The sequence below is a fragment of the Dactylosporangium sp. NBC_01737 genome (assembly GCF_035963215.1).
In the GTDB taxonomy this organism is placed as follows: domain Bacteria; phylum Actinomycetota; class Actinomycetes; order Mycobacteriales; family Micromonosporaceae; genus Dactylosporangium.
The window spans coordinates 7,320,834-7,347,825 of the sequence record NZ_CP109153.1 but is presented as its reverse complement, the minus strand read 5'-3'; the positions used below and the strand labels follow the sequence as shown (position 1 = coordinate 7,347,825).

General features: G+C 73.7%; 34 protein-coding genes and 2 pseudogenes. 13 read left to right on the top strand and 23 right to left on the bottom strand.

The window, feature by feature from the left end; genetic code table 11:
- Positions 1 to 23: 23 nt before the first annotated feature.
- Together OHA72_RS33380 and OHA72_RS33375 are read left to right on the top strand one after the other, a co-directional pair.
- Positions 24 to 467, top strand: a complete 444-nt coding sequence (locus OHA72_RS33380; protein WP_327000010.1) for a cupin domain-containing protein — start codon at positions 24 to 26, stop codon at positions 465 to 467.
- Entirely contained in the window at positions 464 to 1,207 is a 744-nt protein-coding gene (locus OHA72_RS33375) for an SDR family oxidoreductase (RefSeq protein ID WP_327000009.1), read from the top strand. The genes OHA72_RS33380 and OHA72_RS33375 overlap by 4 nt, the downstream gene beginning before the upstream one ends.
- On the opposite strand, the gene OHA72_RS33370 is transcribed toward OHA72_RS33375, so the two are convergent.
- The 6 genes from OHA72_RS33370 to OHA72_RS33345 form a co-directional block, all read right to left on the bottom strand.
- Entirely contained in the window at positions 1,174 to 1,341 is a 168-nt protein-coding gene (locus OHA72_RS33370) for a hypothetical protein (protein ID WP_327000008.1), read from the bottom strand. The genes OHA72_RS33375 and OHA72_RS33370 overlap by 34 nt on opposite strands.
- Positions 1,326 to 2,006, bottom strand: a complete 681-nt coding sequence (locus tag OHA72_RS33365; protein WP_327000007.1) for a hypothetical protein — start codon at positions 2,004 to 2,006, stop codon at positions 1,326 to 1,328. Before OHA72_RS33365 ends, OHA72_RS33370 begins: the two co-directional genes overlap by 16 nt.
- A 47-nt stretch (positions 2,007 to 2,053) precedes the next feature.
- On the bottom strand, positions 2,054 to 2,713 hold the full coding sequence (locus tag OHA72_RS33360) for a MarC family protein (RefSeq protein ID WP_327000006.1): 660 nt from the start codon (positions 2,711 to 2,713) through the stop codon (positions 2,054 to 2,056).
- Between the two features lie 11 nt (positions 2,714 to 2,724).
- Entirely contained in the window at positions 2,725 to 3,996 is a 1,272-nt protein-coding gene (locus OHA72_RS33355) for an arginine deiminase (RefSeq protein ID WP_327000005.1), read from the bottom strand.
- Between the two features lie 78 nt (positions 3,997 to 4,074).
- Positions 4,075 to 4,809, bottom strand: a complete 735-nt coding sequence (locus tag OHA72_RS33350) for a carbonic anhydrase (RefSeq protein WP_327011723.1) — start codon at positions 4,807 to 4,809, stop codon at positions 4,075 to 4,077.
- 354 nt (positions 4,810 to 5,163) lie between these two features.
- Complete coding sequence (locus OHA72_RS33345) at positions 5,164 to 5,703, bottom strand: DUF6939 family protein (protein WP_327000004.1); 540 nt, start codon at positions 5,701 to 5,703, stop codon at positions 5,164 to 5,166.
- A gap of 68 nt (positions 5,704 to 5,771) precedes the next feature.
- Here OHA72_RS33345 and OHA72_RS33340 point away from each other — a divergent pair, with 68 nt between their 5' ends.
- Positions 5,772 to 6,191: a DUF1810 domain-containing protein gene (locus tag OHA72_RS33340; protein ID WP_327000003.1), complete on the top strand. Its 420-nt coding sequence runs from the start codon at positions 5,772 to 5,774 to the stop codon at positions 6,189 to 6,191.
- A 3-nt stretch (positions 6,192 to 6,194) separates the two neighbouring features.
- On the opposite strand, the gene OHA72_RS33335 is transcribed toward OHA72_RS33340, so the two are convergent.
- Both OHA72_RS33335 and OHA72_RS33330 read right to left on the bottom strand, forming a co-directional pair.
- Positions 6,195 to 6,596 carry an MmcQ/YjbR family DNA-binding protein gene (locus OHA72_RS33335; protein WP_327000002.1) on the bottom strand — a complete coding sequence of 134 codons (402 nt, stop codon included), beginning with the start codon at positions 6,594 to 6,596 and terminating at the stop codon, positions 6,195 to 6,197.
- Positions 6,593 to 6,871: a DUF6959 family protein gene (locus OHA72_RS33330; RefSeq protein ID WP_327000001.1), complete on the bottom strand. Its 279-nt coding sequence runs from the start codon at positions 6,869 to 6,871 to the stop codon at positions 6,593 to 6,595. The genes OHA72_RS33335 and OHA72_RS33330 overlap by 4 nt, the downstream gene beginning before the upstream one ends.
- Positions 6,872 to 6,905: 34 nt before the next feature.
- Between OHA72_RS33330 and OHA72_RS33325 the strand changes: the two genes are divergently transcribed.
- The 3 genes from OHA72_RS33325 to OHA72_RS33315 are packed head-to-tail and all read left to right on the top strand — an operon-like array spanning position 6,906 to position 9,388.
- Positions 6,906 to 8,735, top strand: a complete 1,830-nt coding sequence (locus tag OHA72_RS33325) for a hypothetical protein (RefSeq protein ID WP_327000000.1) — start codon at positions 6,906 to 6,908, stop codon at positions 8,733 to 8,735.
- Positions 8,732 to 8,929 carry a hypothetical protein gene (locus OHA72_RS33320; RefSeq protein ID WP_326999999.1) on the top strand — a complete coding sequence of 66 codons (198 nt, stop codon included), beginning with the start codon at positions 8,732 to 8,734 and terminating at the stop codon, positions 8,927 to 8,929. The genes OHA72_RS33325 and OHA72_RS33320 overlap by 4 nt, the downstream gene beginning before the upstream one ends.
- A 60-nt stretch (positions 8,930 to 8,989) precedes the next feature.
- On the top strand, positions 8,990 to 9,388 hold the full coding sequence (locus tag OHA72_RS33315; RefSeq protein WP_326999998.1) for a hypothetical protein: 399 nt from the start codon (positions 8,990 to 8,992) through the stop codon (positions 9,386 to 9,388).
- Positions 9,389 to 9,463: 75 nt separating this feature from the next.
- On the opposite strand, the gene OHA72_RS33310 is transcribed toward OHA72_RS33315, so the two are convergent.
- Positions 9,464 to 9,934, bottom strand: a complete 471-nt coding sequence (locus OHA72_RS33310; RefSeq protein ID WP_326999997.1) for a DUF4440 domain-containing protein — start codon at positions 9,932 to 9,934, stop codon at positions 9,464 to 9,466.
- 56 nt (positions 9,935 to 9,990) lie between these two features.
- Between OHA72_RS33310 and OHA72_RS33305 the strand changes: the two genes are divergently transcribed.
- Together OHA72_RS33305 and OHA72_RS33300 are read left to right on the top strand one after the other, a co-directional pair.
- Positions 9,991 to 10,440, top strand: a complete 450-nt coding sequence (locus OHA72_RS33305) for a DUF427 domain-containing protein (RefSeq protein WP_326999996.1) — start codon at positions 9,991 to 9,993, stop codon at positions 10,438 to 10,440.
- A 17-nt stretch (positions 10,441 to 10,457) separates the two neighbouring features.
- Positions 10,458 to 12,602, top strand: a complete 2,145-nt coding sequence (locus OHA72_RS33300) for an Hsp70 family protein (protein ID WP_326999995.1) — start codon at positions 10,458 to 10,460, stop codon at positions 12,600 to 12,602.
- A 44-nt stretch (positions 12,603 to 12,646) separates the two neighbouring features.
- Here the strand turns inward: OHA72_RS33300 and OHA72_RS33295 are convergent, their stop codons facing one another.
- From OHA72_RS33295 to OHA72_RS33280, 4 genes are all read right to left on the bottom strand, one after another.
- A complete protein-coding gene (locus OHA72_RS33295; RefSeq protein WP_326999994.1) occupies positions 12,647 to 13,000 on the bottom strand; it encodes a S8 family serine peptidase in 354 nt (117 codons plus the stop codon).
- Between the two features lie 250 nt (positions 13,001 to 13,250).
- Positions 13,251 to 14,123 (bottom strand): DUF1996 domain-containing protein, encoded by an 873-nt coding sequence (locus OHA72_RS33290; RefSeq protein WP_326999993.1) that lies wholly within the window; start codon positions 14,121 to 14,123, stop codon positions 13,251 to 13,253.
- Between the two features lie 106 nt (positions 14,124 to 14,229).
- Complete coding sequence (locus tag OHA72_RS33285; RefSeq protein WP_326999992.1) at positions 14,230 to 15,396, bottom strand: trans-sulfuration enzyme family protein; 1,167 nt, start codon at positions 15,394 to 15,396, stop codon at positions 14,230 to 14,232.
- A gap of 29 nt (positions 15,397 to 15,425) precedes the next feature.
- Positions 15,426 to 15,881, bottom strand: coding sequence for a hypothetical protein (locus OHA72_RS33280; protein ID WP_326999991.1), 456 nt, complete (start codon positions 15,879 to 15,881; stop codon positions 15,426 to 15,428).
- Between the two features lie 108 nt (positions 15,882 to 15,989).
- Between OHA72_RS33280 and OHA72_RS33275 the strand changes: the two genes are divergently transcribed.
- Together OHA72_RS33275 and OHA72_RS33270 are read left to right on the top strand one after the other, a co-directional pair.
- Complete coding sequence (locus tag OHA72_RS33275) at positions 15,990 to 17,069, top strand: acyltransferase family protein (RefSeq protein WP_326999990.1); 1,080 nt, start codon at positions 15,990 to 15,992, stop codon at positions 17,067 to 17,069.
- Between the two features lie 55 nt (positions 17,070 to 17,124).
- On the top strand, positions 17,125 to 17,739 hold the full coding sequence (locus OHA72_RS33270) for a C40 family peptidase (protein WP_326999989.1): 615 nt from the start codon (positions 17,125 to 17,127) through the stop codon (positions 17,737 to 17,739).
- Positions 17,740 to 17,752: 13 nt separating this feature from the next.
- Here the strand turns inward: OHA72_RS33270 and OHA72_RS33265 are convergent, their stop codons facing one another.
- Positions 17,753 to 18,115 carry a hypothetical protein gene (locus tag OHA72_RS33265; RefSeq protein WP_326999988.1) on the bottom strand — a complete coding sequence of 121 codons (363 nt, stop codon included), beginning with the start codon at positions 18,113 to 18,115 and terminating at the stop codon, positions 17,753 to 17,755.
- 124 nt (positions 18,116 to 18,239) lie between these two features.
- On the opposite strand from OHA72_RS33265, the gene OHA72_RS33260 reads away from it, so the two are divergent.
- Positions 18,240 to 18,869, top strand: a complete 630-nt coding sequence (locus tag OHA72_RS33260; protein ID WP_326999987.1) for a metalloregulator ArsR/SmtB family transcription factor — start codon at positions 18,240 to 18,242, stop codon at positions 18,867 to 18,869.
- Here OHA72_RS33260 and OHA72_RS33255 read toward each other — a convergent pair.
- The 8 genes and pseudogenes from OHA72_RS33255 to OHA72_RS33225 form a co-directional block, all read right to left on the bottom strand.
- On the bottom strand, positions 18,853 to 19,581 hold the full coding sequence (locus OHA72_RS33255) for a leucine-rich repeat domain-containing protein (protein ID WP_326999986.1): 729 nt from the start codon (positions 19,579 to 19,581) through the stop codon (positions 18,853 to 18,855). The two genes, OHA72_RS33260 and OHA72_RS33255, sit on opposite strands and share 17 nt — an antisense overlap.
- A 7-nt stretch (positions 19,582 to 19,588) precedes the next feature.
- Complete coding sequence (locus tag OHA72_RS33250) at positions 19,589 to 19,906, bottom strand: nucleoside triphosphate pyrophosphohydrolase family protein (RefSeq protein WP_326999985.1); 318 nt, start codon at positions 19,904 to 19,906, stop codon at positions 19,589 to 19,591.
- 9 nt (positions 19,907 to 19,915) lie between these two features.
- A complete protein-coding gene (locus OHA72_RS33245; RefSeq protein WP_326999984.1) occupies positions 19,916 to 20,416 on the bottom strand; it encodes an HAD domain-containing protein in 501 nt (166 codons plus the stop codon).
- A 78-nt stretch (positions 20,417 to 20,494) separates the two neighbouring features.
- Positions 20,495 to 20,983: a DUF2716 domain-containing protein gene (locus OHA72_RS33240; RefSeq protein WP_326999983.1), complete on the bottom strand. Its 489-nt coding sequence runs from the start codon at positions 20,981 to 20,983 to the stop codon at positions 20,495 to 20,497.
- A gap of 19 nt (positions 20,984 to 21,002) precedes the next feature.
- Positions 21,003 to 21,464 carry a WD40 repeat domain-containing protein gene (locus OHA72_RS33235; protein ID WP_327011722.1) on the bottom strand — a complete coding sequence of 154 codons (462 nt, stop codon included), beginning with the start codon at positions 21,462 to 21,464 and terminating at the stop codon, positions 21,003 to 21,005.
- A gap of 294 nt (positions 21,465 to 21,758) precedes the next feature.
- Positions 21,759 to 21,908: pseudogene (locus tag OHA72_RS64975) on the bottom strand (WD40 repeat domain-containing protein); the annotation flags it as partial.
- 508 nt (positions 21,909 to 22,416) lie between these two features.
- A pseudogene (locus OHA72_RS33230) lies at positions 22,417 to 23,352 on the bottom strand (Hsp70 family protein); the annotation flags it as partial.
- A 112-nt stretch (positions 23,353 to 23,464) separates the two neighbouring features.
- Complete coding sequence (locus tag OHA72_RS33225; protein WP_326999982.1) at positions 23,465 to 24,538, bottom strand: M20 metallopeptidase family protein; 1,074 nt, start codon at positions 24,536 to 24,538, stop codon at positions 23,465 to 23,467.
- Positions 24,539 to 24,751: 213 nt separating this feature from the next.
- On the opposite strand from OHA72_RS33225, the gene OHA72_RS33220 reads away from it, so the two are divergent.
- Together OHA72_RS33220 and OHA72_RS33215 are read left to right on the top strand one after the other, a co-directional pair.
- Positions 24,752 to 25,993: an EI24 domain-containing protein gene (locus tag OHA72_RS33220; RefSeq protein WP_326999981.1), complete on the top strand. Its 1,242-nt coding sequence runs from the start codon at positions 24,752 to 24,754 to the stop codon at positions 25,991 to 25,993.
- On the top strand, positions 25,944 to 26,387 hold the full coding sequence (locus OHA72_RS33215) for a hypothetical protein (protein WP_326999980.1): 444 nt from the start codon (positions 25,944 to 25,946) through the stop codon (positions 26,385 to 26,387). The genes OHA72_RS33220 and OHA72_RS33215 overlap by 50 nt, the downstream gene beginning before the upstream one ends.
- A gap of 5 nt (positions 26,388 to 26,392) precedes the next feature.
- On the opposite strand, the gene OHA72_RS33210 is transcribed toward OHA72_RS33215, so the two are convergent.
- Positions 26,393 to 26,926: a DUF3558 family protein gene (locus OHA72_RS33210; RefSeq protein ID WP_326999979.1), complete on the bottom strand. Its 534-nt coding sequence runs from the start codon at positions 26,924 to 26,926 to the stop codon at positions 26,393 to 26,395.
- Between the last annotated feature and the right edge of the window lie 66 nt (positions 26,927 to 26,992).

The following is a 26,992-nucleotide window of genomic DNA, read 5'->3' as shown; positions in this document are numbered from 1 at the left end:
CGGAGGCGGGTAGTCGGCGCCACATGCAGAAGGTCGAGTCTCAAACCGCCGGAGGGCGGCACCTGTCCGACGCGTGGCAGTCGGCGGTCACCGTGGTACAGGAGGCCATGCCTCCCCACGTCCCGGCGAACGCGCACGCGATGACGATCGTCGTGGAGTTCCCGCCCGGCGACCCCGGCACTCCCCCGCACCGGCACACCGGCCCCGCGTTCGGCTACGTGATGGACGGCGAGATGGTGTTCGAGATCGAGGGCGAGCCGGCCCGGGTCGTGCGGGCCGGTGAGGCGTTCTGGGAGCCGGGCGGCGACGTCATCCACTACCAGGACGGCAACCACCGCACCGACGTCCCCGTGCGCTTCGTCGTCACCATGTTCTGCGAACCGGGCCGCCCCATGCTCACCCTCGTCGACGATGACGAGCTCGCCCGGCGCGCGGACGCCCGCAAGCGGCACGGGACAGTCGCATGAGGATCGCCGTCATCGGTGGTACCGGCCTCATCGGCTCCCAGGTCGTCAAGCTGCTGGAAGCGGCCGGGCACGAGGCGGAGCCGCACTCCCCCTCCACCGGTCTGGACCTGCTCAGCGGCCAGGGCCTGCCGGAGGCCCTGAAGGGCGCCGACGTCGTGGTCAACCTGACCAACTCGCCGACGTTCGACGACGCGTCGCCGGCGTTCTTCCGCACCAGCATGGACAACCTCCTCGCGGCCGCGGGCGACGCGCACGTGGGCCACGCGGTCGTGCTGTCGATCGTCGGCGCCGACCGGGTGCCGGACCTCGTCTACTACCGGGCGAAGGTCCTGCAGGAGGACCTGCTCAAGGCGGGCCCGGTGCCGTACTCCATCGTCCGCGCCACCCAGTTCTTCGAGTTCGTCGACGCGGTGCTGTCCTGGACCGCCGACGAGCACACCGTCCGCCTGCCGGCGACCCCGATCCAGCCGATGGCCGCCGCCGACGTCGCCCGCGCCGTGGCCGACGTCAGCGCCGGCCCGCCGCTGCGGGGCACCCGCGAGGTCGCCGGCCCCGAGGTCTTCGCGCTGGACGAGCTCGGCAGGATCACCCTCGCCGCCCGCGGCGACGACCGCCCGGTCGTCACCGACCCCACCGCCGGCATGTTCGCCGCGGTGCCGGGCGACGCCATCATCGCCGGTGCCGGCGCCGTCATCGCCCCGACCACCTACGGCGAGTGGCTCTCCACCCGGGCCGGCTGATCCCCGGCCCGGAACCGCCGCCAGAACGCCGCGTCCTGCTCGGCCTTTGCGACCGCCTTGACGGTCGCCGCCTCGTCGTGGAACAGCGCCAGGGCCTCCCCGGTCTGGCCCTGGCGGATCAGCAGCACCGCCACCCTCCGAGGTGATGAGGCCGGCCCGGTCGACGGCGTCCAGAGCGACACCGGCCTCTTCCGGCCTTCCCACGTCCACCAGCAGATCGGCCAGCCGGCAGGCGGCGTACCAGGGGTGCCGGCGTCCGTCCCTGCCGTTCCAGGACCGTGGCCAGCAGCGTCTCGGCGTGCCACGGGACGAAGCCGGTGCCGAGCCGGGCCCGCAGCAGCGTGGCGAGCTCGTCGTGCCCCGCGCCGGCCGTCAGCCGCACCAGTGTCTCTGCGTAGTACGGGTCCCCGGCGTACGGGCCGAGCATCGGCGACGACCTCGGCCGTGCGCCCCTGGCGGGCCAGCAGCTCCGCCTGCCGCGGCCCAGCGAGCCGGCCGCCGGCCATCGCGTGGCGGCGGACCAGCTCCAGGGCCTCCTCGTGCGGTCCTGCGCGTCGAGGATGCCGGCGAGGGCGTCGACCGCCTCCCACCGCCCGCCGTCGGCGAACGGTCGCAGGACGCCGGCCGTCGCGTCCGGCTCCTCCCGCGCGACCAGCGCCTCCGCCAGCCCCCGCGCGCAGCTCCAGTCACCGTCGGCGGCGCGCCGTCGCACCTCGTCGTCGTGCCCCTGCCTGATGAGCGCCGACACCACGTCGTGCGGAAGCTCGTGCACGCGGCGGCTCACTGCATCGGCACCCACGCCGACGCACGATAGCGCCAACCGGTGCCACGAAACGCCGACGCGGGTCACAGCACGTGCATGGCCTTGAGGACGTCGACGACGAGGCGGGTGAAGCCGCTCGCCAGCAGTGTCGCGGCGATGGCCGTGAGCAGGATGCCGGCGACGCGGTCCAGGATCATGCGGGCCCGGTCGGACAGGCAGCGGCCCGCGCGGCCGGCGACGTACACGCAGGCACCGGTGATCGCGGCGTGGATCAGGGCGGCGATGGTCAGGGCCAGGACGCCGGTGACGCCGTCGACCAGGGCCCGGAAGCTGATCAGGACGGCGATCGTGGCGCCGCCGACGGTGAGGGGGAACGTGAGGGGCATGAAGACCACCGCACGCCACGACGTCGACGGTGGGGCGATCGCCGCCTCGGTGGACGTGGACGCGTGGTCGTCATTCTTGCCCAGCATCAGGGGCACGGCCGCGATGATCAGGGCGATGCCGCCGGTCGCGGAGAGCGCGGCGGTGGTGAGGCCGAGCAGCTCCAGCAGCGGCTCGCCGACGAGGATCGTGACGAGGGCGATCGCGGCGACGTTGATGAAGAGGCCGAGCGCCAGGCGGGGGTGCTGGCGGCTGTCGACGGGCTGCAGCAGCGGGATGTACGACGACACGGCGGCGACCGGGCTGTAGAGGCCGATCAGGGCCAGCAGCATCAGGACCGCCTGGTCCGCATTGGACATCGGAGTACCGATCACAGCCCGTCGCGGAGGATGGGGCAGGTCATGCAGTGGCCGCCGCCGCGGCCCTTGCCGAGCTCGAACCCTTCGATCTCGACGACCTGGACCCCGTGGTCGCGCAGGTTGCGGTTGGTGTACTCGTTCTTGTGGTACCCGACGACGACGCCGGGCTCGATGGCGACGAAGTTGCAGCCGCTGTCCCACTGCTCGCGGGCCCGCTGGTCGGGGTCGCCGCCGGTCGGGATGACGTCGAGGTGGCCGATGCCGAGCGCGTCCTCGAACGCGGCGACGAGCCCCTTGTCGCGGCGCACGTCGAGGGTGCCGGGGCGGTCGCCGGGGAAGAGCGTGAACGCGGTGGCGCCCTCCACGACCGGCGGGTAGCCGGTGGCCTTGTCCCGGTCCACGAGCGTGAAGACGGTGTCCAGATGCATGTACAAGCGGCTCGGCGGGATCTGCACGGCGATCACCCGGTCGGCGGCGCCCTGCGCGAACAGGGCGGCCGCGAGGTGCTCGACCATGTGCGGGCTGGTGCGCTCGCTGACGCCGACGGCCACGGCGCCGTTGCCGATCGGCATCATGTCGCCGCCCTCGAGGCAGGCGCGGCCGAAGTCCTCCTCGTCGAAGCTGCCGTCGTCGCCCATCGGCGGGTACCAGTACTGGAAGTCCGCGCCGGCGAACATCGGATGGTGGTGGTAGATGACGCTCTGGTTGATCGTCTCCAGCCGGCGGGCGTGGAAGAACAGCGGGTTGAGCGACACGCCGCCGTAGAGCCACGCGGACGGGTCGCGCTGATACAGCGAGTTCGGCAGCGCCGGCAGGATGAACGCCCGCGGCTGCGCGAGCGCCGCGACCAGCGACCGGCGGTCGAGGTCGGCCCGGCGCTCGCGGACCAGGTCGAAGAACTCGGCCTTGGTGAGCCCGCCGATGAGGTGCCGGGCAAGGGTCTCGCCGTCCCAGCCGGCCAGCTCCTCGCGGACCGGGTCGAGCAGCGCCGGACCGACCGACAGGTGCGTGACGGCGCGCTCGACCGCGTGCCGGCGGGCCTGCGGGCTCTGCAGCGCCTCCGCGAGCAGGGTCTGGTGGTGGTACACCTCGACGCCGTGCCCGCGCAGCATCGCGACGAACTCGTCGTGCTCGGTCTGCGCCCGGCTCACCCACGGCAGGTCGTCGAAGAGCAGCTCCTCGCGGTTGTTCGGGGTCAGCCGCCGCAGGCTCAGCTCGGGCCGGTGGACGATCACCTTGCGCAGCCGGCCGACCTCCGACGCGACACCGAACGGTCCGGGCATACCCGACCTCCGCCCCGAGGCGCCCCCCGGTGGGGCGCGGCAGGGTCCGGCACTACCCCGCCGGGGCGACTCCACACCTCACAGCCATTCGACCTCGCCGGTGTCCAGGTCGTAGCGGGCGCCGACGATCTTCAAGGTGCCGGCGGTGACGGCGGCGGAGAGGATCGCCTTCGTGCCCAGGTCGGCGACGATGTTGGTGACGTTGTGGCGCACGGCGGCGTCGATCATGTCGGTCGCCTTCTCCTCCTCCGCCTTCGCCACGGCCGGCTTGATCGCGGTGACGAGGGAGTCGATGTCGGTGCCGCTGGGTGCGGAGTTCTTCTCCACCGCCTCGACGGTGGCCTTCACGGCGCCGCACTTCTCGTGACCGACCACGACCAGCAGCGGGATCTTCAGCTCCGCGACCCCGTACTGGATGCTGCCCAGCACGGCGTGGTCGACGACCTGACCGGCGGTGCGGGTCACGAACAGGTCGCCGAGGCCCTGGTCGAAGACGATCTCCGGGGGCACGCGCGAGTCGACGCACGACAGGATGCAGGCAAACGGGTGCTGCCCCGCGGCAAGCGTGGCCCGGTAGGTGGTGTCCTGGTCGGGGCGTCGCACGCCGCCGGAGGCGAACCGCTCGCCGCCGGCCTTGAGCCGCTCAAGGGCCTCGGTCGGGTTGGTGACCGTGGGCTCCGACGGTGCCGCCGAGCTCGGCGCCTCGCCGACGGTGTGGTCCTCGGTCTTCGTGCCGCACGCGGCGGCGAACGCACCGACCCCAGCGAGCAGTCCGAGGCGCAGAGCGGTGCGGCGGGTCGACGGTCCTGGCATGTCCACGGCCTAATCTCCAGAGACGGCACTTCGCTACTCTCAGTAGTGAAGCACTGACCGCTTGCGTCCGCGGGCGAACCACAAACGCCCTCCGGCCCGGCCAACAACTGCCGCCGCGAACGCTCCGGCCAGCCCGGCAGGCCGGGCCGACCGGGGCCGCCGACCAGCACCGCGCATGCCCGCCAGCCCGGCCGGCAGCCGCCGCCCGACCAGCGCCGCGCACGCCCGCCCGCCCGACAAGCCGAGCCGGGCGCTGCCGCCCGACCAGCCCAGCGCACGCCCGCCAGCCGCCGCCCGACCAGCGCCGCGCACGCCCGTCAATCCCGCACGCAGGTGCCGCCGCGCACGCGCCGGTCAGTCAGGCCAGTCGGACAGCAGGTGCCGGCGGACCAGTGCCGCGTGCGACAGCGGGGTCGCCAGGTCGGTGACGTCGCCGTTGGTGGTGTAGTCGAGCAGGACCAGGTCTCCGCCGTCGGCGAGCCGCCGCAGCGCGTCGACCTGCTCGGCGGTGCGGTGCTCCAGCACCCACCGATACACCGGCAGGTAGATCTGGCGGCGGGCCGACTCGTAGTCCAGCAGCGTGTCGCCGGCCACGCCACGCCGGTGGCCGAGGACCGGCCCGAACCGGCGGACCGTCCGCTTCAGCCCGGTCATCCCCGTCGTCGTGAGCTTCGCCGGGTCCACGTCGGCCGTGCCGAACACCTTCAGCGCCTGCCAGATGCCCTCGACCGACTGCCCCACCGTGCCGGGGCTGAACGGCACCGGGATGCCGCCGTGCGGATAGAACGGGCTCAGCCGCACCCACGGCTGCGGCCCGCGGGACGTCACGTCCAGCACCGTCGCACCCGGGAACGCCGCGGCGAGGGACGCCTCCCCCCGCCGCCTGCTCGCCACATGCACCACCATCGAGATCCCCCTCCCCGTCACACGCATCATGCCCGCGGGGTACGACAATTTTCGGTATGGACGATCCGTACGACCTCGCCAGGTTCGTCACCGCCCAGGAGGATGCCTACGACGACGCGATCGACGAGCTGCGCCGCGGGCGGAAACGCAGCCACTGGATGTGGTTCGTGTTTCCGCAGGTGGCCGGCCTCGGGTCCAGCTACGCGGCGCAGCGCTTCGCGATCTCGTCGCTGGACGAGGCGCGCGCCTACCTGCAGCACCCGGTCCTCGGGCCGCGCCTGCACGAGTGCGCCGAGGCGATGCTCGGCAACACCGAGGCCACGGCGCGGCAGGTCCTCGGCGACGTCGACGCGATGAAACTGCGCTCCTCGATGACGCTGTTCCAGCTGGCCGCGCCGCAGGAGTCGGTGTTCGCCCGGGTCATCGACCGGTTCTTCGAGGGCGCCCCGGACGCCGAGACGATCCGGCGGCTCTGAGCGTCAGTCCAGCTGGGCGGCGAGCCGCTTCGGGGCCAGGACGCGGTAACTGTCCGTGACCAGTTCGGTGATCTCCTGCCAGTCGGCGTCGTCGTCGAGAACCATGACGACGACGTCGACGCCCCAGGACGCTCGGTGGAAGGGGTGGCCGCCGGCGAGCAGCGCGGCGATCTCGTCGCCCGGCACCCGGAACGTCACCACGCACAGCGGCCCGGACGTGCCGACGGCCCGCGCGTAGGTGGCCTGGTGCGCCGGGTCCACGACCAGCACGTGCGCGAACGTCCGCTTCCGGATCCGCCAGCGCGTGCCGACCCACGCGGGCTCCTCGTACGCCTCCGGCAACCCTAGGCAGATCGGCCGCAGCCGGCCAAGGATGTCGTCGGGAACGTCTCCGGGTGAGGTCATGCCGGTCGCTGGAACGGCAGCGGCATGCCGGCGGCGTCCAGGACCCGCACGTAGCCGTCGACCAGGCCCGCGAGATGGTTCGCCACGAGCACCAGCTCCTCCTCCGCCGCGGCGGCGTCGCCGCCCCGCAGCAGGGCCAGGGCCTGCTGGACCTCGCGGTTGATGACGGACAGCGCGTCGCCCTGCACCAGCACCCCCGGGAAACGCCGCCCGGGCAGTCGTAACACGGCGTAGTTGTGTTGACCTGTCATCATCTCGACCTCGACCCGTGCCACCTCCCGATCGTACGACCGCCGGTAGGGTTCGACGATGGCCGAGAAGCTGCCGCTCGACAGCCCGCTGTGGCTGGAGCTTTCCGCGTGCTACTCCGCCGGCGACGCGGTCGCCCGGCTGCGGGAGGTGGTCGCGGCACGGCGGCTCGGCGACGCGTGGAAGGCGCTGCAGGACGAGATCCTGCACCAGGGTTCCGTGTATGCGGTGACGTCGGCGGCGATCCCGCACCTCGTCGACCTCGCGCCGCACCTGCCCGACGACGAGCGGCGTGCGCTGTGGACCGAGCTGGGATTCCTGGTCACGGCCGGCGCCGACGAGTTCCCCGACCCGGCGCCGGCGGGGCTGCAGGCGGCGCTCGACGCGGCGCTGCGGACCGCGGCGGCCGCCGCACCGCGCGACTTCCGGCCGGACGGTGACGCCGAGGAGCTCAGCTACGTCGCACTCGCATGCGTGGCGCTCGCCGGTCACCCGGTCGGCACCGCGCTGTGGGAGTTCCCGGACAGCAGCGCCGGCTACGTACCGCTGACCTGCCCGCGGTGCGACTCCGAGGTCGAGCTCGACGGGTTCGGCGACCCTGTCCTGCCGTCCGTCGCGCCGCCGGTGTACGACGCCCCGCCCGTCTCCGGCACCGCATGGCAGCGGGTCGCCGACGCGATCGGGGAGGCCGGGCGGTCCTCGGCGCTCAGCCCGGGCTGGGACGGGTTCCTGCAGGTCGCCCACGTTGTCGCCGCGGCAGGTGTACCGGTGGAAGCCCCCGCCCCGCCCGTCTGGACGCTGGTCGCCGCCATGGTCGCGGCGCACCCCGCCTGGGCGAGGACCCTGACCCGCCTCACCGGCCACTACCGCTGCCCCGGGTGCGAGGAGGTCGTGCCCATCTGGGTCGCATACGGCGAACCGTCCTATGTGGACGACCCGGACGACCCGGACGACGACGATGACGGCGCAGGCGAAGACGAGGACAGCGGCGACGACGAGGGCCGGATCGATCCGGCGACGGTCGCGACCGGTGACGGCGGGTTCCGGCCGGCGCCGGGGTTCACGCCGGCCCGCCTCGACGTCACCGTCGAGACGGTGTGGCAGACCGCAGGACCCGCCGTCACCGCCCTCGCCGCCGGACCGGACCTCCTCGCCGCCGCCCGCGGCGGTCGCGTGCACCTCGTCGACCCGCGCACCGGGCAGGACACCGCCACGCTCTTCGACGCCGGGGCACCGGTCACCGCCCTGACCGCCGCTGCGCTGCCCGACGGGTCGGCCGCGGTCGCCGCCGCCGCCGGTGCCGTCCCACCAGTGCAGGCGGTCACCGGCGCGTCGTCGGTGCCCGCCGGCGGCCCGGTCCTCGCCCTCGCGACGGTGCCCATGCCGGCCGAGCCGAACCCGCGCACCGTCGCACCCCTCGCGGCGTTGTGGGACGGCAGGAGCGTGGTCGCGGCGGCGACCGGAGGCAGCGTCGTACACCTGTGGAACCCGGCGACCAGGAGCAGCGTCGCGGAGGCGTTCCGCCACCCCGGCACGGCCACCGTCGCGCTCGCCACCGTCCCGCACGACAGCGGCGCCGACCTGATCGCCCTGCGCGGCGGGCACGCCGTGGACGTGTGGTCCTCCGCCGCGGTCATGGGCACCGCGACGCCCGGCCGGCCGGGCGCGGCCAGCTGCGCGCCGTCGGCCATGCCGGCCTGGTCGCGGCCGTCGCGTCGCCGCGGCGGCTCGGGTTCCGCGGCCCGGTGCTGTTCGCGGACCGCGACGGCGGCGTGTCGCTGTGGGAGACGTTCGACGTGCGGCTCGCCGACCCGCTGCCACCGGACCCGGGGCACCGCGACGTCGTCGCCGTCGCGGCGTTGCCGTGGGACGGCGGGATCCTGGTCGTGACCGCCGCCCGCGCCGACTGCGGGCTGCGGCTGTGGGCACCCCACCGGGGCGCGGCGGCCGCGCTCGCCCTGGGCGCGGAGCCCCACTGCCTGCTCACGGCCGGCGACACCCTGCTGGTCGGGCACGCCGGTGGCCTGCTGGCGCTGCGGTTCACACCCGGCGACGGTGGTGGCACGTTTCCGGGATTTGTCTGAGCCTGCCGGCGCCTACCTTCGTAATCACCAGCAGGTCACAGACTTTCCAGGGAGACAGCGATGAGCGAGTACGGCGACACCGGCTACGACGGCGGCGACAGCTACGGGCACTACGAGGCGGGTCAGGAGCACGAGCAGCTCGACCAGCTGCACCAGGCCTCCGGCAGCGAGCAGGACTACGCCTCCCAGTTCGGCGTCTACGAGGCCGACCACGCCTCCGCCGAGAACACCAGCTTCGACCAGGGCCACCACGTCGAGTACAGCAACCCGTCGGGCGAGCACTACGAGGAGTCCGACTACACCTCCTACGACCACAGCGCCGCCGAGACCGACCACGTCTTCGCCGCCGAGGGCTCCGAGCAGTACCACGCCGCGGAGTGGAACGAGCTCGACGCCCTGCACCAGCAGCTCGACTCGGCGTTCGCGTCGGCCACCGAGATCAACACCGTCTCGGCGTAACCCACCCGCACCACCCCGCCCCTGGCGTGAGGCCGGCCACCGACACGGTGACCGGCCTTCGCCATGCCCGGGGTGCTATTTCGCGAACCGCTCCACGTCGTCGATCGCCGCGGCGGCCTCGAACGTGGCGGCGGTGACGACCCCCGCGTCGGTGGTGTCGTAGTCCACGGCGATCCGCCAGGCCTCGCCGACCTTCCGGGCGAACGTGTGGAACCGCCCGTGGAACGTCAGCCGGTCGCCGCCGACGGGCTCCACGACGATGCGGTACACCCCGCGCTCGCTGGCCAGGGCGACCGTGGCGACCCGCTCGGTGAACCGGAACGTGATGTCGACGGCGTCGTTGCGCGCGGCCAGCCCGGCGAACCACGGCTCGACCTGCGCCGCATACTCGCTCAGCCCGTGCACCGTGCCGTTGGTGCCGCTGGCCCGGATGAGGTCCAGCGTGTGCAGCGCGAGGAACGCCGCCGCGTCGCGGGCCCGGTACGCCGCCCGGAACGGCCGCCACAGGCCGCTGTTCAACTCCCGGAGGAGCTCGATCGCCGGCATCCCGCCACGGTACGCGCCGCCGTCCACGCCGCCACGCTCCGCCTAGGCTGGGTGGCATGACCGAGTCGGTGTGGGACTATCCGCCGCCGCCCAGGGTGGAGCCGGCGACCCGGCACGTCGTGATCCGCCACGCGGGGCAGACCGTCGCCGACACCCGGCGGGCGGCGCGGGTCCTGGAGACGTCGCACCCGCCGGTCTACTACCTGCCGCCCGCCGACGTCGCCGCCACGCTGCGCCCGGCTTCGCGCCGGACGTTCTGTGAGTACAAGGGCGTCGCCACCTACTGGGACGTCGCCGGCGTCCCCGACGCCGCGTGGTCCTACGAGGACCCCGCCCCGGGCTACGAGGCGCTGCGTGGCCTGCTCGCCTTCTACCCGTCGAAGTTCGACGAGTGCACGGTGGACGGCGAGACGGTCACCGCCCAGCCCGGCGATTTCTACGGCGGCTGGCTCACCAGCGACATCACGGGCCCCATCAAGGGCGGTCCGGGAACTCTGGGCTGGTAGGGCTAGGCTCGCCGACCGTGACAGGTTTTCGGCTCGGCGTCGACTTCGGCACGTCCACGACGATCGCGATGCTGCGCCGTCCCGACGGGCGGGTCCAGCCGCTGCTGTTCGACGGCTCGCCGCTGCTGTCCTCCGCGGTCCTGCTCGGCCCCGACGGGCGCCTGCACACCGGCCGCGACGCCGCGCACCTGGCCCGCAGCGCCCCGGAACGTCTCGAGCCCAACCCGAAGCGCCGCATCGACGACACCAGCGTCCTGCTCGGCGACACCGAGGTCGGGGTGCGGGACCTGATCGTGGCCGTCCTGCGGCGCGTGGCCACCGAGGCGGCCCGGGTCGCCGGCCCGGTCGGCGCCGTCACCCTGACCCACCCCGCGAACTGGGGCACCGGCCGGCGGGCCGTGCTCGTCGAGGCGGCCCGGCAGGCCGGGTTCGCCGACGTCGACCTGGTCGGCGAGCCCGTCGCCGCGGCCACCTACCTCGCCTCGACCCGCGGCGCCGAGCTTCCCGTCGGTGCCTGCGTCGTGGTGTACGACCTGGGCGCCGGCACCTGCGACGTCACCGTGCTGCGCCGGGCCCCGCACGGCTTCGAGCCGGTCGCCTCCGACGGGCTCAACGACGTCGGCGGCCTGGACGTCGACGCCACCGTGGTCGCGTTCCTGGAGGCGACGTACGGCACGCTGTGGACCGACGCGACCACCCGGCGGCAGCTGTGGGACGACGTGCGCTCCGCGAAGGAGATGCTGTCGCGGGCCAGCGGCACCGTCGTCATGGTCCCCGCGCTGGGCAAGGAGGTGCCGCTCGGCCGGGAGCAGCTGGAGGGTCTCGCCCGTCCGGTCCTGCGCCAGACGATCTCGATGACCCGGTCGCTGCTCACCGAGGCGGCCGTGCCACCGTCGGCGATCGCCGGGTTGTTCCTCGTCGGCGGGTCCAGCCGGATCCCGCTCGTCGCGACGATGCTGCACGAGTCGCTAGGGATCGCGCCGGTCGTCGCCGAGCAGCCGGAGCTGGTCGTCGCTGAGGGCGCCCTGTACGCGAGCGGCGCGGCCGCCGGGGCTCCGGTCTCCGGGACGCCCGCTTCGGGCCCGCCGACCTCGCCCATGATCGTCTCGGGCGGGCGGCCCGCATACAGCCCGGCGTCGCCGCAGTCCCCGTACGGTCCGGCCGCGCCGGGCTCGCCCGTACCCGGGCCGCCCGGCGCCTACCCGCCTGGACGCCCGCAGTCCGGTGCGCCGGTGTCGGGGACGCCGTTCTCCGGCCCGCCGGCCGGGATCTACGACACCGGCGCGTACACCGGCGGGATGCCCGCCGCCGCGATCCCCGACTCGACCGTCGCCGGCGGGCTCCGCGCCGCGCCGATGCCCGTGTCCGCCGCCCCGTACGGCCCGACGCCGGTCTCGGCGATGCCCGGCGGCGGCCCGCTCCCCGGCGCCCGGCCGCCCGGCCGCACCCGGCTGGACCCCGCCCCACCACCGGCGCCGCGGCGGGGAGGCGGCGCCGGGATCACGGTGGCCGTCGTCCTGACGCTGGTCGTGGTGCTCGTCGGCGGCGCCGCCGTCGGTGCCTACCTGCTGCTCAGCGGCGGCAACAAGCCCGGCGGCGCGAACGGCTCGGGCACGTCGGGCGCGGCCCGCACGTCCAGCGGACCGGGCCGCTTCCAGCTGACGAAGCTGCCCGAGAACATCTGCGGCACGGTCGACATGGGCCCGATCAACGGCCCGTACGAGCAGCCGGCCGGCGACCCGACCCCCTCGCGCAACCTCAACACGTTCGCCGGCACCGCCTCCTGCACGATCAGCCGCATGCACAGGGCGGGCTCCGCCATCTCGACCGCGTCGGTGGTGTGCATCGCCACCGTGTACGCGGACCTGTCCACCGGCGCCGCCGTCGCCAAGCAGATGCTCGACTCCGCCCGCCTCAACGGCCCTGTCACCGAGGTCAAGGGCGTCGGCGAGCAGGCCTTCACCTACGTCGACAAGCAACAGCCGGGCGCCCTGTCCGCCACGTTCATCAGCGTCGAGTCCAACCTGGTCCTCAACATGACCCTGGTCGCCAGCGCCGACAGCACCGGCAAGTTCTCCGACGCCCAGATCAAGGACCTGCAGACCCGTCTCGGCGACGTGGGCAAGGCCACCCTGCCCAAGACGGTGGCCGCCCTCGCCTGACCCGCCCGCGACGCTCAGCGTTTCCGCTTCAGGGTGACGCCGTCTCAGCGGCGGCGCGCTGCCAGTACCACCGCGACCGAGTCGGCCGCGCCCCAGCCGCGGTCGAGGCTGTGGGTGCGGGAGCCCGCGGTGAGGCGGCGCACGACGTCCTGCGCGGGCAGCGCCGGATACCTGGCGCGGACCAGGGCAGCGACGCCGCCGACGACGGCCGGGGCGAGGTCGGTGCCGCCGGTTTCGACGTACTCGTCGCCGAGGCTCAGCTTGGTGGGCACCACGAGCTTGTCGCCCGGGGCGACCAGGTCCAGGCTGAGGCCGGGCGAGCCGCCGGCGAGCTTGTCGCTGCGGGCGGTCGCGGCGATGCTGAGCACGCCGGGCAGCGAGCCGAGCGTGCTCAGCATCGGGAAGCCGTCGCCGTGGGAGGCGATGACGACGGCGGCGTGGGTGCTGCGACGCTCCGATCCGGCGTAGCTCGGTGACGTGCCAGGCGCCCGCCGGGTCGGCGAAGTCCGCGAACACGGGCGCCGCCGGGACCAGCACCGCGAGCGCAAACACGAGCGCGATGATCCCCCGGATATTCATCGCGGCAGATCATGCCGCGGGTCGGGGCCCGGAAGCCAGCTGGCGGACGGCTTCCGGGCCGGTCTCACATCACCCCTGTCCGTATCCGTTGCACTGCCGGCCGCCGTTGATGCAGTAGCTCACGAGGTACGCCTGCCGGGCCGCGTCCCACCCGTTCATGAAGTCGTAGTGGAACGTGTAGCTCGCCCCGGAGGAGTACGCCAGGTTCGACGTGTTGCCGCCGGGCAGCTTGTAGGGCAGCTTGATCTCCAGCATCGGCAGCGGCACCGGGTGCGAGGCCGGGCACACCCCGCTGACCGGCCACGCCATGTGCGACTTGTGGTCGGCGGTGTCCAGGTGTACGCCGTCCCAGCAGCTCGGGGCCTTCATCCGGACGACCAGCGACGAGCCCGACGGGCAGGACGCGGGGATCTCGCTGCCCTTGTAGCCGGGGCACTGCCAGTTGCCGGTGAAGTGCGCGGCGTCGGGGGTGCGGGCGTCGCCGACGAGCAGCTTGAAGCCAGCCGGGAACGGTTTGACGGTGCGGTAGTCCTTGACGTCGGACTTGTAGTAGACGGTCGGCAGGTCCGGCAGCACCGGGTTGCCGTTCTGCAGCAGCGTCGGGAACCAGTACCCGGACGCGTCCTTCGTGTCCTCGCAGGAGGTGGCGCCTCCGACCAGCGACGCCGGTGTGGAGTTGGCGTTGGTGGCGGGGTTGCCGATGAACGAGTGGTTGTGGGAGGCACCGGCGAGCCCCGGGAACACGATGGGGTCGTCGCCGAGCCGGTGGGTGACGGTGCAGTTGGCGTGCATCTCGTGGTACTGGGTGCGGGGCGGGTCGTCCGCCGCGACGGCGGTGCCGAGCCCTCCGAGGGTGGCCAGGACCGCCGCCGTGACGGCGACGACGAGGATGCGCGTGCCCGGACGGATCCGGGCACGGGGCACCATGGACCTGATGCTCATAGCAACTCCTTGGCGGTGGAATCGAGCATCTCCAATGGGGATGAAACCCGACGCTAGCAGCGCGTTCTTCGCGTCGACAACCGTTTGCCACCGGTTGCCAGTTGGATCACCGGTCCACTGTGGACAGCGCCTCGGCGAGGTCGGCGAGGATGTCCTGCGGCTCCTCGAGTCCGACCGACAGCCGCAGCATCGCCGGGTCGACCCCGGACGCCGAGAGCTCTTCGGGGCTCTGGTGCGCGAACACCAGTGACGCCGGGTGGGTGATGAGCGTCTCGGGGCCGCCGAGGCTCACCGCGTTGCGGCACAGGCGGGTGGCGCGCAGCACCCGTACCGCGGACTCCGCGTCGGCGACGGTGAAGGCGAGCATCCCGCCGAACCCGCGCATCTGCCGCACGGCCAGGTCGTGCTGCGGATGGCCGGGCAGGCCCGGGTGGTGCACCGCGCGCACGGCGGGATGGGCGGCCAGGAACTCGGCGACGGCGAGGCCCGACGCGTTGTGCCGGGCCATCCGCAACGGGAACGTCTTGAGCCCCCGCGCGAGCAGCCACGCCTCGAACGGATGGCAGACCGGCCCGAGCACCCGCGCGGTCTCCCACGCCTTCGCGACCAGCGCCGCGGAGCCCGTGACGACGCCGGCGGTGACGTCGCTGTGCCCGTTGAGGTATTTCGTGGCCGACTGGACGACCAGGTCGACGCCGAATTCCAGGGGGCGGGTGTTGTACGGGGTGGCAAAGGTGTTGTCGGCGATGATGACGGCGTCGGGTGCGGCGGCTCGCACCGCCGCGAGGTCCGTCAGCGTCATGGTCGGATTGCTGGGCGTCTCCACGTAGACGACCCGGGTCGAGGGGCGCACCGCGGCGGCGAGGTCCTCCTGCGGCACCAGCCGCACGCCGACGCCGAACGCCGGCAGCATCGTGCCCAGCAGCGTCAGCGTCCCGGTGTAGTGGCTGCGCTGGGCGAGGACGTCATCGCCGGCCGCGACGGTGGACAGCAACGCGGCGCTGACCGCCGCCATGCCGCTGCCCACCAGCAGCGCGGCCTCGGCGCCGTCGAGATCGGCGAGCATCGCCTCGGCCTCGCGGGCGTTGGGTGAGCCGTAGCGGGTGTAGTAGCCGCCGGGCGCCACTGCGGCCGCGATCTGCGCCGCCTCCGCGGTGCGGGGAAGCTCGTAGGTGCTGGTCTGGTGGATCGGGGTGACGAGCGGCGTGCCGCCCGGCTGCGGCGCGACGTGCGGGTGCAGCAGCCTGGTCATGCTCGGTGGTGCGTTGTCCATGAGCCCACCCTCGCACGGGTGTGGCCGGCTCAGCCGATGGTGGGGTGCACCCGCCACGGCTCGGCGCGCTGCCCGCCGCGCTGGTTGATGCCGTCCTTGATGCGGTTGCCGAGATCGGCGGAGATGCCCGGCGCCAGGTAGGGCGGGATCTCGATCGCGTCGGCGGTGTACGCGTCGCCGCCGCCGGTGTACTCGACGCGCAGCGCGACCGGCCCGCGGTCGGTCTCCAGCACCACGAACACGGTGCCGTCCGGGTCGCCGGCCAGGGTGGTGCGCCGGCCCAGCATCATGCAGGAGGTGACCGCACCGTAGGGCGAGTTGCCCGCGGTCGTGCCCTCCGGCCCCCCGGTGAGCAGCGTGCACGTGCCGGGCTGCCGGGCGGCGAGCGCGTCGGACCGGCCCGGGAACCCCGTCGCGACGAGATAACCGACCACCACGACGAGCACGCCGGCCACGCCGCCGCACCACCACCAGAGACGATTCATGACCACCTTGATACCGGAAACCGTCCGGGGATGTAGTACCGGGGAGCTACTGCAGGATGATCCCGCAGCGTGACGACGGTACAGGGTGGTGGTTCGTACCGTCGATCCATGGCCCTGCATGCCCTTGCCACTCGCGTGGCGGACGCGACCCCGCCGACCCGTGACCGAGCCGTCGACGGGCTGCGCGCCCTCGCGATCGGCGGCGTCGTCCTCGGCCACTGGCTGGTCACCGCCCTGGTCACCGACGGTGACACGGTGCGCGGGGCCAGCCCGCTGCGCTTCCAGCCGGAGCTGGCGCCGGTGTCGTGGCTGTTCCAGACCCTGGCCGTGTTCTTCCTGGTCGGCGGCTACACCGCGGGCCGCCCGCGGACGCTGCCGTACCGCCGGTGGCTGGCGGCGCGGCTGACCCGCCTGCTGCGGCCGGTGCCGCCGCTGCTGGGCGTGTGGGCGCTGGTCGTGGCCGGGCTGCTGGCCACCGGCGCGACCGACCGGACGGTGCACACGCTGGTGAAGCTGGTCCTGTCGCCGCTGTGGTTCCTGCTGGTCTTCGCCGCGCTGACCGCCGCGACGCCGCTGGTGTCCCGGCTGCACTGGCAGTGGCCGCTGAGCGTGGTGATCGCGGTGGACGTGCTGCGTTTCGGCCCCCTGGCCCCCGCGTGGCTCGGCTGGATCAACCTGGCCGCGGGGTGGCTGGTGCCGTTCTGCCTCGGCATCGCCTGGTCGCGCGGCACCTTGGACCTGCGCCGGACCGGCTGGCAGCTGCTGCTGGCCGGGGGCGTCGCGACCGTGGTGCTGATCCGCTGGTTCGGCTACCCGGCGTCGATGGTCGGCGTGCCGGGCGAGGGCATCTCCAACCTCAACCCGCCGACCCTGGCGGCGGTCACGTTCGGCCTGGCGCAGTGCGGGCTGGCGCTGCTGCTGCTCGGTCCGCTGCGGGCGCTGCTGGCGCGCCCGGTCGCGTGGGCCGGCGTCGCGCTGCTGAACCTGTCCGCGATGACCGTGTTCCTCTGGCATCAGACCGCCATGATCACCGTCACGCTCGTGGTGGACGGCACCCGGCCCGGGTTGCACACCCTCCCCGACACGCCGGGGTGGATGCTGGCACGGGTGCTGTGGCTGCCCGCGTTCGCCGTGATCCTCGCCGGCTGCTGGGCGGCGTTCCACCGCTTCGAGCGCGGCGTGCGGTAATGCGAATATTCGGATAAGACGGACTTATCGGAGTATTGCTCGCTATGTTCCGTTCATGGCTTCAGCTTGGCTCAAGGCATCAACCGCGCTCGTCGCGACCGTCGCCGCCCTCGCCCCGGCGACGGTCACGCAGGCGAATCCCGTCCCGCCCGCCGCGCCGCTGCAGTCGGTGACCGTGCAGGCCGGCGACACGCTCTGGGGGCTGGCCCGGCGCAACGGCACCACGGTCTCGGAGCTGCAGCGCCTGAACAACCTGGGCACCTCGACGCTGATCCGGATCGGTCAGAGCCTGACGATCACCGGGTCGACCAGGGCCACGCGCGTGGCCACCGCCGTCGCCTACGCGAAGGCGCAGGTCGGCAAGCCCTACAAGTTCGCGACCGCCGGACCCGAGACGTTCGACTGCTCGGGGCTGGTCATGCGAGCCTGGCAGGCGGCCGGACTGCAGCTGCCGCGGATCACGTACGACCAGATCAAAGTCGGACAGCGCGTCACGCGCGACCAGCTGGAGGCCGGCGACCTGGTGTTCACCAACAACGGCGGCCACGTCATGCTCTACATCGGCGACGGCCAGGTCGTGAACGCCGGCCACACCGGCGTCTCCGTCCACCTGCAGGCCCTGCCCCGCACGGAGGCGGTCGTCGCGTTCGTCCGCCCGCCCGACCGCTGACCGCCCGGCTCCCCTACCGCACGGCGATGCCCGCGACGTCGTCGAGCTGCTGCAGCAGGTCGTGCGCGGCCAGCTCGACCGCCTTGTGCCGCCACTCCGACGCCCGGTAGACGCAGGCGATCAGCCCGCTGCGGTGCACCCGGCGCAGGTCGCCGCAGACGAACGCGTACCGCGCCTTCGTCTCGTCGGTGGCACCGACGGTCAGCCCGAGGTGCCACCTGGCGTACTCCTCCCAGGAGTGCCGCTCCAGGTACGCGTTCTGCTGCTCGGCCTTCGGCTGCACCGCACCCCAGTCGCTGTCCAGCACGTACTGGCGCGCGTCGATGAGCTTGCGCACGTACAGCACCGCCGCCTCGTTCGCCTCGTATTCGGCCATACCCTCCGCGGTACCCCCGCCACCGCCCGCTCAAAACCGCGACACCTGCCGCTGCGCAACTACGACCGACCCGGGTGACCTGGCTCGTCTTGACTATTTCGGGTTGAGGCGAAATAGTCGGAGCGTGGCGGTGGGTGAGGACGAGGCCGATGAGTTGCTGCGGGCGTTCTCCCATCCGGCGCGGCGGGAGATCCTGCGGCACTGCTGGCACGAGCGGCAGCCGGCCGGGGCGCTCGCGTCCGCGTCGGGGCTCGCCGCGGCCAGCGTGTCGGAGCATCTCAAGGTGCTGCGCAAGTGCGGGCTGGTGGTGCTGCACAAGGAGGGCACGTTCCGGTGGTATCGCACGGACCGGGCCCGCGTGGCGGACCTCGCTGCCTGGTTGCGGGGCTTCCCGGCCGGATTCGAAGGAGACCCGATGAGCAGTCCGATCGTGCATTTCGACATCCACGGTGCCGCGCCGGAGAGCGAGCAGCACCGCTTCTACGCCGAGCTGTTCGGCTGGCAGGTCACCCCTCGCGGGCCGGGCTACGCGCAGGTCACCACCGGCGAGGGCGGGCTGCGCGGGGCGCTCGTCGACGGTGACGCGCCGTCGGTGACCGTCGGGGTGGCCGTGGCCGACCTCGACGCCGCGGTCGAGCGGGCCGTGGCGCTGGGTGGCACGGTCACGATGCCGCCCACCGACAACGGCTGGGTCGTCAAGGCACAGGTCACCGACCCGGCCGGCAACCCCGTGACGCTCATCCAGCAGCGCTGAACCCGCCGCCGGTGAAGTAGGCGGCCAGGATCTGCTGGGCGCCGGCGAGCCAGTAGCCGTCGTTGCCGGCCAGGAACTCGGCGCTCATCAGCGGCTCGTCGTGCAGGCCGGTCAGCTCGACCAGGTCGGTCAGCGCGGCCATCTCGGCCGGCAGCGCGAGCAGGCCGTTGTCGCCGAGGCGCAGGTGGGTCAGGCCGGTGAGGCGGCCGAGCTCCGGCGGGAGCGAGGTCAGCCGGTTGCCGTGCAGCGTCAGCTCCCGCAGCGAGACCAGGTCGCCGATCCGTGAGGGCAGCGACGCCAGCCGGTTCTGGCCGACGTCGAGCAGTTCGAGCCGGCTCAGGTCACCGATCCGGTCGGGAAGCTCTCGGAGACGGTTGCCGCGCAGCTCCAGCTCACGCAGCGCCGACAACCCACCGACCGTGGAGGGCAGCGCGGTGAGCCGGTTGCCGCTGACGTCGAGCCGCTCCAGCTCGTGCAGGTCACCGATGCTCGGCGGGAGCTCCACCAGCTGGTTGTCGTTCAGGTAGAGCACGGACAGGCCGCGGAGCCGGCAGATCTCATCCGGCAGCGCGGTCAGTGCGTTGCCCTGCAGATACAGCACGTCGAGCGAGACCAGCATCCCGATGGAGACGGGCAGCCGGGTCAGCCCCTGACCGGACAGATCCAGCAGGTGGGCGCCGGTGTCGGCCGCTCGCCTGATGGCCGCGTCCATGGACAGCCTACGACCGGCTCAGGTGGTGCTCGATGCCGTCGGTCATGGTGGCGAACTCCGCGGGCAGGTCCACGCCGTAGCGGTCCGCGAGCACGAGCACCGACCACAGGCAGTCCGCGAGCTCGTGGCCGAGGCGATCCCGGGCGTCCGGGATCTCGCGCCGGCCGTCGACCGCCATCACCAGCTTCGCCAGGTCGCCGACGTCGCCGACGAATCCCAGCGCCAGGTCCCCGGTGCTCCGCGCGCCGCGGCCGGCGGCGATGTTGTGCCGGTCGTACTGCTCGGCGATGGCAACGGCCCGGGCCCGCATGCTCTCCAGATCCATCGATGCAGCCTACGTACCGGCCGCGGACCGGGCGGGACGCCCGAGCCAGGCGGCGATGGTGGTGACGTCGTCGTGGGTGAGACCGCAGCGGCGGTCGACGGCGTGCAGCAGTGCCGGGCCGGGGTGGTGCGCGCCGACCCAGTCGCGATCGGCGGCGGCGATCTCGTCGTCGACCCAGACGAACGGCCGGCCGGCGGCCCACGCCACGAGGCCGCGCGTCTTCCAGTGCACGGGGCCGGTCTCGTCGCCGTCCGGCCAGTCGACCACCGGCAGCTCGGGCAGGCCCAGCAGCGGGGCGATGACCTCGTTGGCGTCGGCACCCCAGGTGGTGGCCCAGACCAGGTCGCACGGCAGCGCCGCCAGCCAGGCGCCATGGCGCGGGTCGAGGCGCTCCAGCAACGGGTTGGCCCGGGCCGCCTGCCGGATCCGCGCCGTCGCGGGCGGCCCGTAGCCAGGCCCGCCGAACGGGATCAGCGGACCGTCGACGTCGAGGAACAGCACCGGCCGCATCCGCACAGGGTACGGCGCCAGGAGCGCCGGACGGTCGTGTCGACGGCGCACGCTGCGCGGCGACCACGGGGCCGGGGGTCAGCGGTGGTCGCGGATGATCGGCAGGAGCGGGGCGAGCAGCGGGGCGAGGGCGTCGAGCATGGGCCGGCCGAAGACGCACAGCGTCTGCTCCCACGGGTGGCCGAAGGTGCCCGTCGAGGCGTCCTCGCTGACGAACGCGTAGTAGTCGCCGTTGGGCACGACCAGGCGCCACAACGGCTCGGCGGACACCGCCTGCACGTGGGGGTGGAACCAGTGGCAGTCGTGCTCCCAGTCCAGGGCGACGACGCGCTCGTCCGGGCCGAAGACCCGGGTCATGGCCAGCAGGGCGAGGGCGTTGACGGCGCGTTCGGTGGCGGTGAACGCGGACTGCTCGGCCGCGGTGAAGAAGCCGGACAGGTCGAACGTCACCGACGGCGTCGGCTCGTCGATCGCCGGCACGGCACCGGGCACGAAGCCGTAGCGGGCGATGAACGGTGCCCACAGCTCGTCGTACCGGTCCGGCGGCGCCACGTCCCAGCCTTCCACGGCTGCAACCTATCAGCGTTCAGCGGCGGACCGGGTGGAGGCGGATCATGCCGCGGCTGTCGCCGGTGGCGAGCCACGCGCCGTCCGGACTGAACGCGAGCGACTGGATCGGGGCGCCGGTAGGGCCGGTGGCCGCGATCGGCCGGCGGGCCGCGGCGTCGAGCAGGACGACGCGGCCCGCGGCGTCGCCGGTGGCCAGGAGGGCGGCGCGCTGGTCGTACACCATGGATGTGATCTTCGCGGTGTGCCCGAGGTCGCGTGCGGTGCCGGCGATCGTGGCCGTGGCCGGGTCCCAGAACTCGACGAGGACGGCGCCGTCGGCGAGGGCGGCCACGGCGAGCGTGCGGCCGTCCGGGCTGAACGCGAGCCGGGTGGCGGGGCTGGTGGCGAGGGCCGCGACGGGCGCACGGTCCGCGACGGCGTGCACCTCGACGACGCGGTCACGGTCGAACGCGGCCCACCGCCCATCGGGGTCGAGCACGGCATCGGCGGAGGAGGTCCCCGGGGAGGACGCGGGTGACGGGGAGGCGGGCGGAGCGGGCAGGGCACCGAGTTCGCTGCCCGCGGCGAGGTCCCACAACCGGAAGGTCCCGCCGGCGAAGCCGACCGCGATCGGGGTCCCGCCGCTGTACGCGATGTCCGCGATCCCCGCGGTCCGGCGCACCGCACCGGTGGTGACCGGCACGGCCGTCGGCGCTCCTGTCTGCGCCGCGGTGTCGGTACGCCATCTGCGGCCGCACTCGTAGCCGCCGGTCGCGAACGTCGCGCCGTCGGGGCTGAACCGCACCGCGCGCACCGGGTTGGCGTGCCCGGTCAGCGGGGCGCCGCGCTCGGCGTGGGTGGCGACGTCCCACAGCCTGACGGAGGAGTCGCCGCCGCCGGACAGCAGCGTCGCGCTGTCGGGGGCGAAGGCGAGGGCGAGGATCGCGCCGCCGTGGCCCGGCAGTTCGGTGGCGGCGCCCAGGCCGAGGGCGGGGCCGAGCGACGGCTGCCGCCCCGCCGGCTGCCCCGACTTCCCCGACTGCCCGGACGGCGACGGCGAGGGCCACCACGGCGACGGCGGCGATCCCGGCGACGAGCACCGCGAGCACCGCCCACACCCCGGCGTCGCGGACCCGGTCCGCGAGGGTGGGCGGGGCGACCGGCACGGGATCGAGGACCGGCTCGCCCGCCCAGGCGGGTTCGGACGCCGGCGGCAGCGGATCGAACGGCAGCGCCGCGTCCTGCGGCGGCCGCGGCCCCGGCAGCGCCAGGCCCGGTGGCAGCGGTTCGAGCATCGCCAGCACCGACGTCAGCGGATCGTCCGGCGACGCCGGCAGCGGCAGGCCCGGCGGGCGCTGCCCGGGGATGAGCGGCGCCGGCTCGACGTGCAGGCTGCCGGCGGCGACCACCAGCTCCGGATGGTCCAGGACGCTCGGCGCGATCTGCGTCGCCCGGTGCAGCAGGGTCGCGGCGAGCGGCACCCTCGAGCCGCCGCCGACGAGGAACAGGCCGGCGATCTGGTCGGTGGTGATCCGGGCCGCCGCGAGGGTCCGCAGCGTGACGTCGACGGTGCGGCGCAGGTACGGCAGTGCCAGCGCCTCGAACTCCTCCCTGGTCACGTGGATCGTGGCGGCGGCGACCGGGATCCGCAGGTCGCCGGTGGCGTGCCGGGACAGCTGCTCCTTGACCGCGCGGGCGCCGTGCCACAGCTGGTGGCGGGCCTCCTGGTCGGGCTGGGTCTGCGGCCGGTCGAGCCGCTGCCACACGGCGGGGCCGGCGTCGACGGTGTCGCGGGCCAGCCCGACGACGGCGGCGTCGAGGTCCAGGCCGCCGACGTCGGCGATCCCGGCCGACGCGACGACCTCGAAGCCGGCGCCGGTGGCTCGCACGGCGCTGACGTCGAACGTGCCGGCGCCCAGGTCGTAGACGACCAGGCACTGCCCCGGCGGCAGGTCCTGCTCGAGGGTGCGGGTGAGGTACGCGGCCGCCGCGACGGGCTCCGGCACGAACCGCACGGTGCCGAGCCCGGCCCGGTCGGCTCCCTCGGCGAGCACGGCGACGCGGGTCGGCCCCCACGTCGCCGGGTGCGTGAGCACGACGGTCCGCGGGGGTACGCCGGTGGAGCGCTCCGCCTCGGTGCCGACGCGGCGCAGGACGGCCGCGACCAGGTCCACGACGGGGATCTCGCGCTCGCCGAGCAGGACGGTGCGCTCGTCGATGCGGCGCTTCGGGTTCGGCTCGTACGCGGCGGGGAACGCGACCGCGGCCCGCTCCGCATCGGCGCCCGTGAGCAGGTCCCCGCCGGGCGCGGCGAACACGGCCGAGGACAGCAGCGGGCTGGCGTCGAACAGCAGCGGCCGGGCGACCGCGTCGGCGCCGGTGAGCATCGCGACAGTGGTGGAGGTGCCGAAGTCGATGCCGAGCCCTGCCGCGCCGTTCGTCACCACCCGCTGACCCTACGGAGTTCCGGCCGGTCAGCGGTACACACGAACGAGGTACTCAGGCGGCGCGCAGGCGGTGCAGGAGCAGGCCGGCCATGGCCCGCACGCCGACGCCAATGGCGCGTTCGTCGGCGGCGAAGTCCGGTGCGTGCGTGATGCCGTTGACGCCCGCCCCGGGGTCGGCGACGCCGAGCCAGAACATGGCCCCGGGGACCCGGTGCAGGAACAGCGCGAAGTCCTCGCCGTTGAACGGCCACGCGGCGCGCGCCGTCATGACCTCCGCGACACCGGGAACGTCGCGCAGGTAGGTGGCCGCCGCCTCGCTGAGCTCGGTCGAGCAGACCATCGCCGGGAACGGCGGGCCGGGGAACGTGACGACGGCTCCGGCCTGCGCCGCCAGCTGTCGCAGCCGGTCACGCAGCTCGGCGTGGCGGGACTCCGGCCATACCCGCAGCCAGACGTCCGCGACGACCGGGTCGCCGTCCTGGGCGAGGTGCGACTCGGCGAACACGAAGCCGGCCAGGGGACCGTCCGGTGTCTGCAGGGCGGCCACCAGCGCGGCGAAGTCGTCGGCGGATCGCGGCTTGGTGACCGTGGCCAGCTCGCCGACCCGGTCGAGGAACTGCCGTGCGGTGCCGGCCGCGCCCGGGCCGGTGAATTCCACCTGGCAGGTGTCCTGGCCGGGGAGCCCCGCGCCGGGCAGCGCGGCGACGACGCCGACCGGGAGGGGCGCGCAGTGCAGCGCGTACGCCTCCCGGGCCGGGTACCGGTCCAGGACACCGTCGTCGATCATCGCCCGGGCGCCTTCGAGGGTCTCCTCGGCCGGCTGGAACACGAACACGACCCGGCCCGCGAGCCGGTCCCGCAGCCGCGCCAGGGTCTCCGCGACGCCGACGCCGATCGCGGTGTGCAGGTCGTGGCCGCACAGGTGCGCCGCGCCCGGCACCTGCGAGGCGAAGCCGGAGACGTATCGCTCGTCGCCGGCGACGGCGTCCATGTCGGCGCGGTACAGCAGTGCGGGGCCGGGATCCGGGCCGTCGATGACCCCGACGACGCCGTGGCCGCCGACGCCGGTGTGCACGGCCAGCCCGGCGGCGCGCAGCCGGTCGGCGACGAGCGCGGCGGTGCGCACCTCCGCGCCGGCCAGCTCCGGCCGCCGGTGGATGTCGCGCCGCAGCGCGATGAGCCCGGCGTCGGACAGCGCCGCCGCTGCATCGATGTACTTATGTGTCTCGACCCCCGTCATGCGGCACATGGTAGCCATCGCGCTCGACGTGCGGGTGGCGAGTCGTTACGCTCTGCGTCTTGTCGCGTCCCCGCCGACGGTGAAGAGGCAGGTCAGGTTTTGGACGAACAGCTCCGCGAACCGTCGGCGCCGCCCGCCGCGCCCTACGTGCCGCCGACGCAGGCGCCGGCGCCGCCGGTGCAGGCGGTCCAGCCGTTCGGGCCCGGCACGCAGGCGGCCGTCCCGGTGCAGGCGGAGCGGGACAGCACGCGGGCCGACCACCTCGCCAGGGCCGCCGCGCAGGCCGGGCAGGCGGCCCAGGTCGCCGCGCAGGCCGCCCAGGCCGCGCAGGCCGCGGCGCAGGCCGCCGCGATCCGGGTCGCCGGCGCGGCCGGGACCGCGAGCCGGCACACCGTCGCCGGGGCGAAGCGCGCCGCGAGCAGCGTCGGCCGGTTCTTCATCGGCTTCGGGTTCTTCTGGCGCGGCGCTGCGTACTTCGTGCGGTCGCCGCGGCTGTGGTTCTGGGCGCTGCTGCCGGTCGCGCTCACCGCCCTGTGCCTGCTCGCCATGGAGCGGGGCGTCTCGGCGTTCATCGGTCTTGCCGTGGACTGGCTGCTCGGGTTCGTCTCCAGCTGGCCGTCGGGGCTGCGCTGGGCACTGCGGTGGGTCATGAAGTTCATCGCCGAGACCGCGTTCCACCTGCTGCTGACGGCGCTGACGGTGCCGATCACGATGTTCTTCGGCGCGTTCTTCCTGCCGTTCATGACCCGCAGCGTGATGCGGCGCAACGGCGGCGCCGACGTGGTCCCGCCGTCGTGGTGGCGGGCCGCCGGCGTCTGCCTGCGCCAGACGGTCATCGTGACGCTGGTGCTGCACCTCGGCTGGCTGATCTGCCTGCCGTTGCTGTTGCTGCCCGGCTTCAACCTCGCCGTCGCGTTCGGCGTCGGGCTGGTCTTCAACGGGTTCCTCATCGGGGTACTGGTCCTCGCCGTGCCGATGCACCACCACGGCGTCCACGGCGTGCGGCAGCAGCTGGGCTTCGCGTGGCGGCACCGGGCCTACGTCACCGGGTTCGGGATCATGAGTCTGATCGCGCTGATCCTGCCGGTGCTGTCACTGCGGTTCCTGGTCCTGGTGCCGATCCCGGAGATCTTCGTGATGCCGGGCGCGCTGCTGTACCTGGTGACCGCGCCGGCCGTGCTGGTCGGCGCGGTCCTGCTGCACCGCAGGATCATCGCGCCGGCGGTGCCGCCCGGCGTGGCGGCGATGCCCGCGCCGTGGACGGATCCGCGGCTGCGGTACGGTCAGGATCATGTCGGCAGTGGCCACCTTCAACTCCCTCAAGGCAACGTCCGTCGCTGAGTTCGCCCGTGACCCCGCGGCCGTGCTGGAGAAGCTCGGCACGCCCCTGGACGTGTCCTTCGACTGGTCCGCCTACGTGATCCTGCCGGTCCTGGAACTGCTCGGCGACCGCGGCGTCACGCTGCACACCTCGCAGTACGACCGGCTGCTGGACGACGTGCCCGAGGACGACGACCGGTTCACGGTGCTGCTGACCCCGCAGCACCGTGAGTTCCTGCCGAGCCTCGACCCGGACACGTTCGGCGACGACGAGTTCCGCGACCGCTTCGCCGAGGACCGCATCGACCTCGACCCGGCCGAGGCCGGCGCCGCGGGCCGGGACGTGATCGTCCTGCTCCACGACTGCGTCGCCGAGGTCGACGACGACGAGGTCATCGTCATCCGGATCGGCTGAGGGGCTCAGGCGAGCTTCGGCAGGATCGCCTCGGCGGTGCGCCGTTCGACCTTGAGGTTGCCGGCGTCGGTGCCGGCCGAGGTGGCGTAGACGTCGACGACCTTGCCGGCGGCGTACACGTACAGGTGCCCGGCCAGGGAGTAGGCGGCCTCGCCGATCCCGTCGACCTGCTCGGCCTCCTTGTTCTGCACGTCGAACTGCTGGCGCGTCTCCACGTTGACCGTCACGTCGAGCTGGCCGGCGCTGAGCTGCCACTGGCAGTAGCGGGCGCCGGAGGAGTTGCCGCCCTCGTTGCTCATGAGCGTCACCTTCTTGCCGGTGAGGCTGTTGACCTCGGCCTTCGTCAGCAGCGTGCAGATGTCCGGTAAGGCGACCGGACCGGCGCTCTTCGTCGCGGCGGGTGCGCTCGCGGCACCGCCGGTGGGGGCGGCACCGCCGGGCGTCGGGGTGTCACCGGCGCCGTTGAGCACGCCGCACCCGGCGAGACTCAGTGCACCGGTCAGCAGGGCGGTGGCGGCAAGGATGCGGTGGCGCGGCATGGGGGCTCCTCGGGGCTACGGTTGATCAGGTGATCTCCACCTTGACCGATCAACGACCGCTCCGCC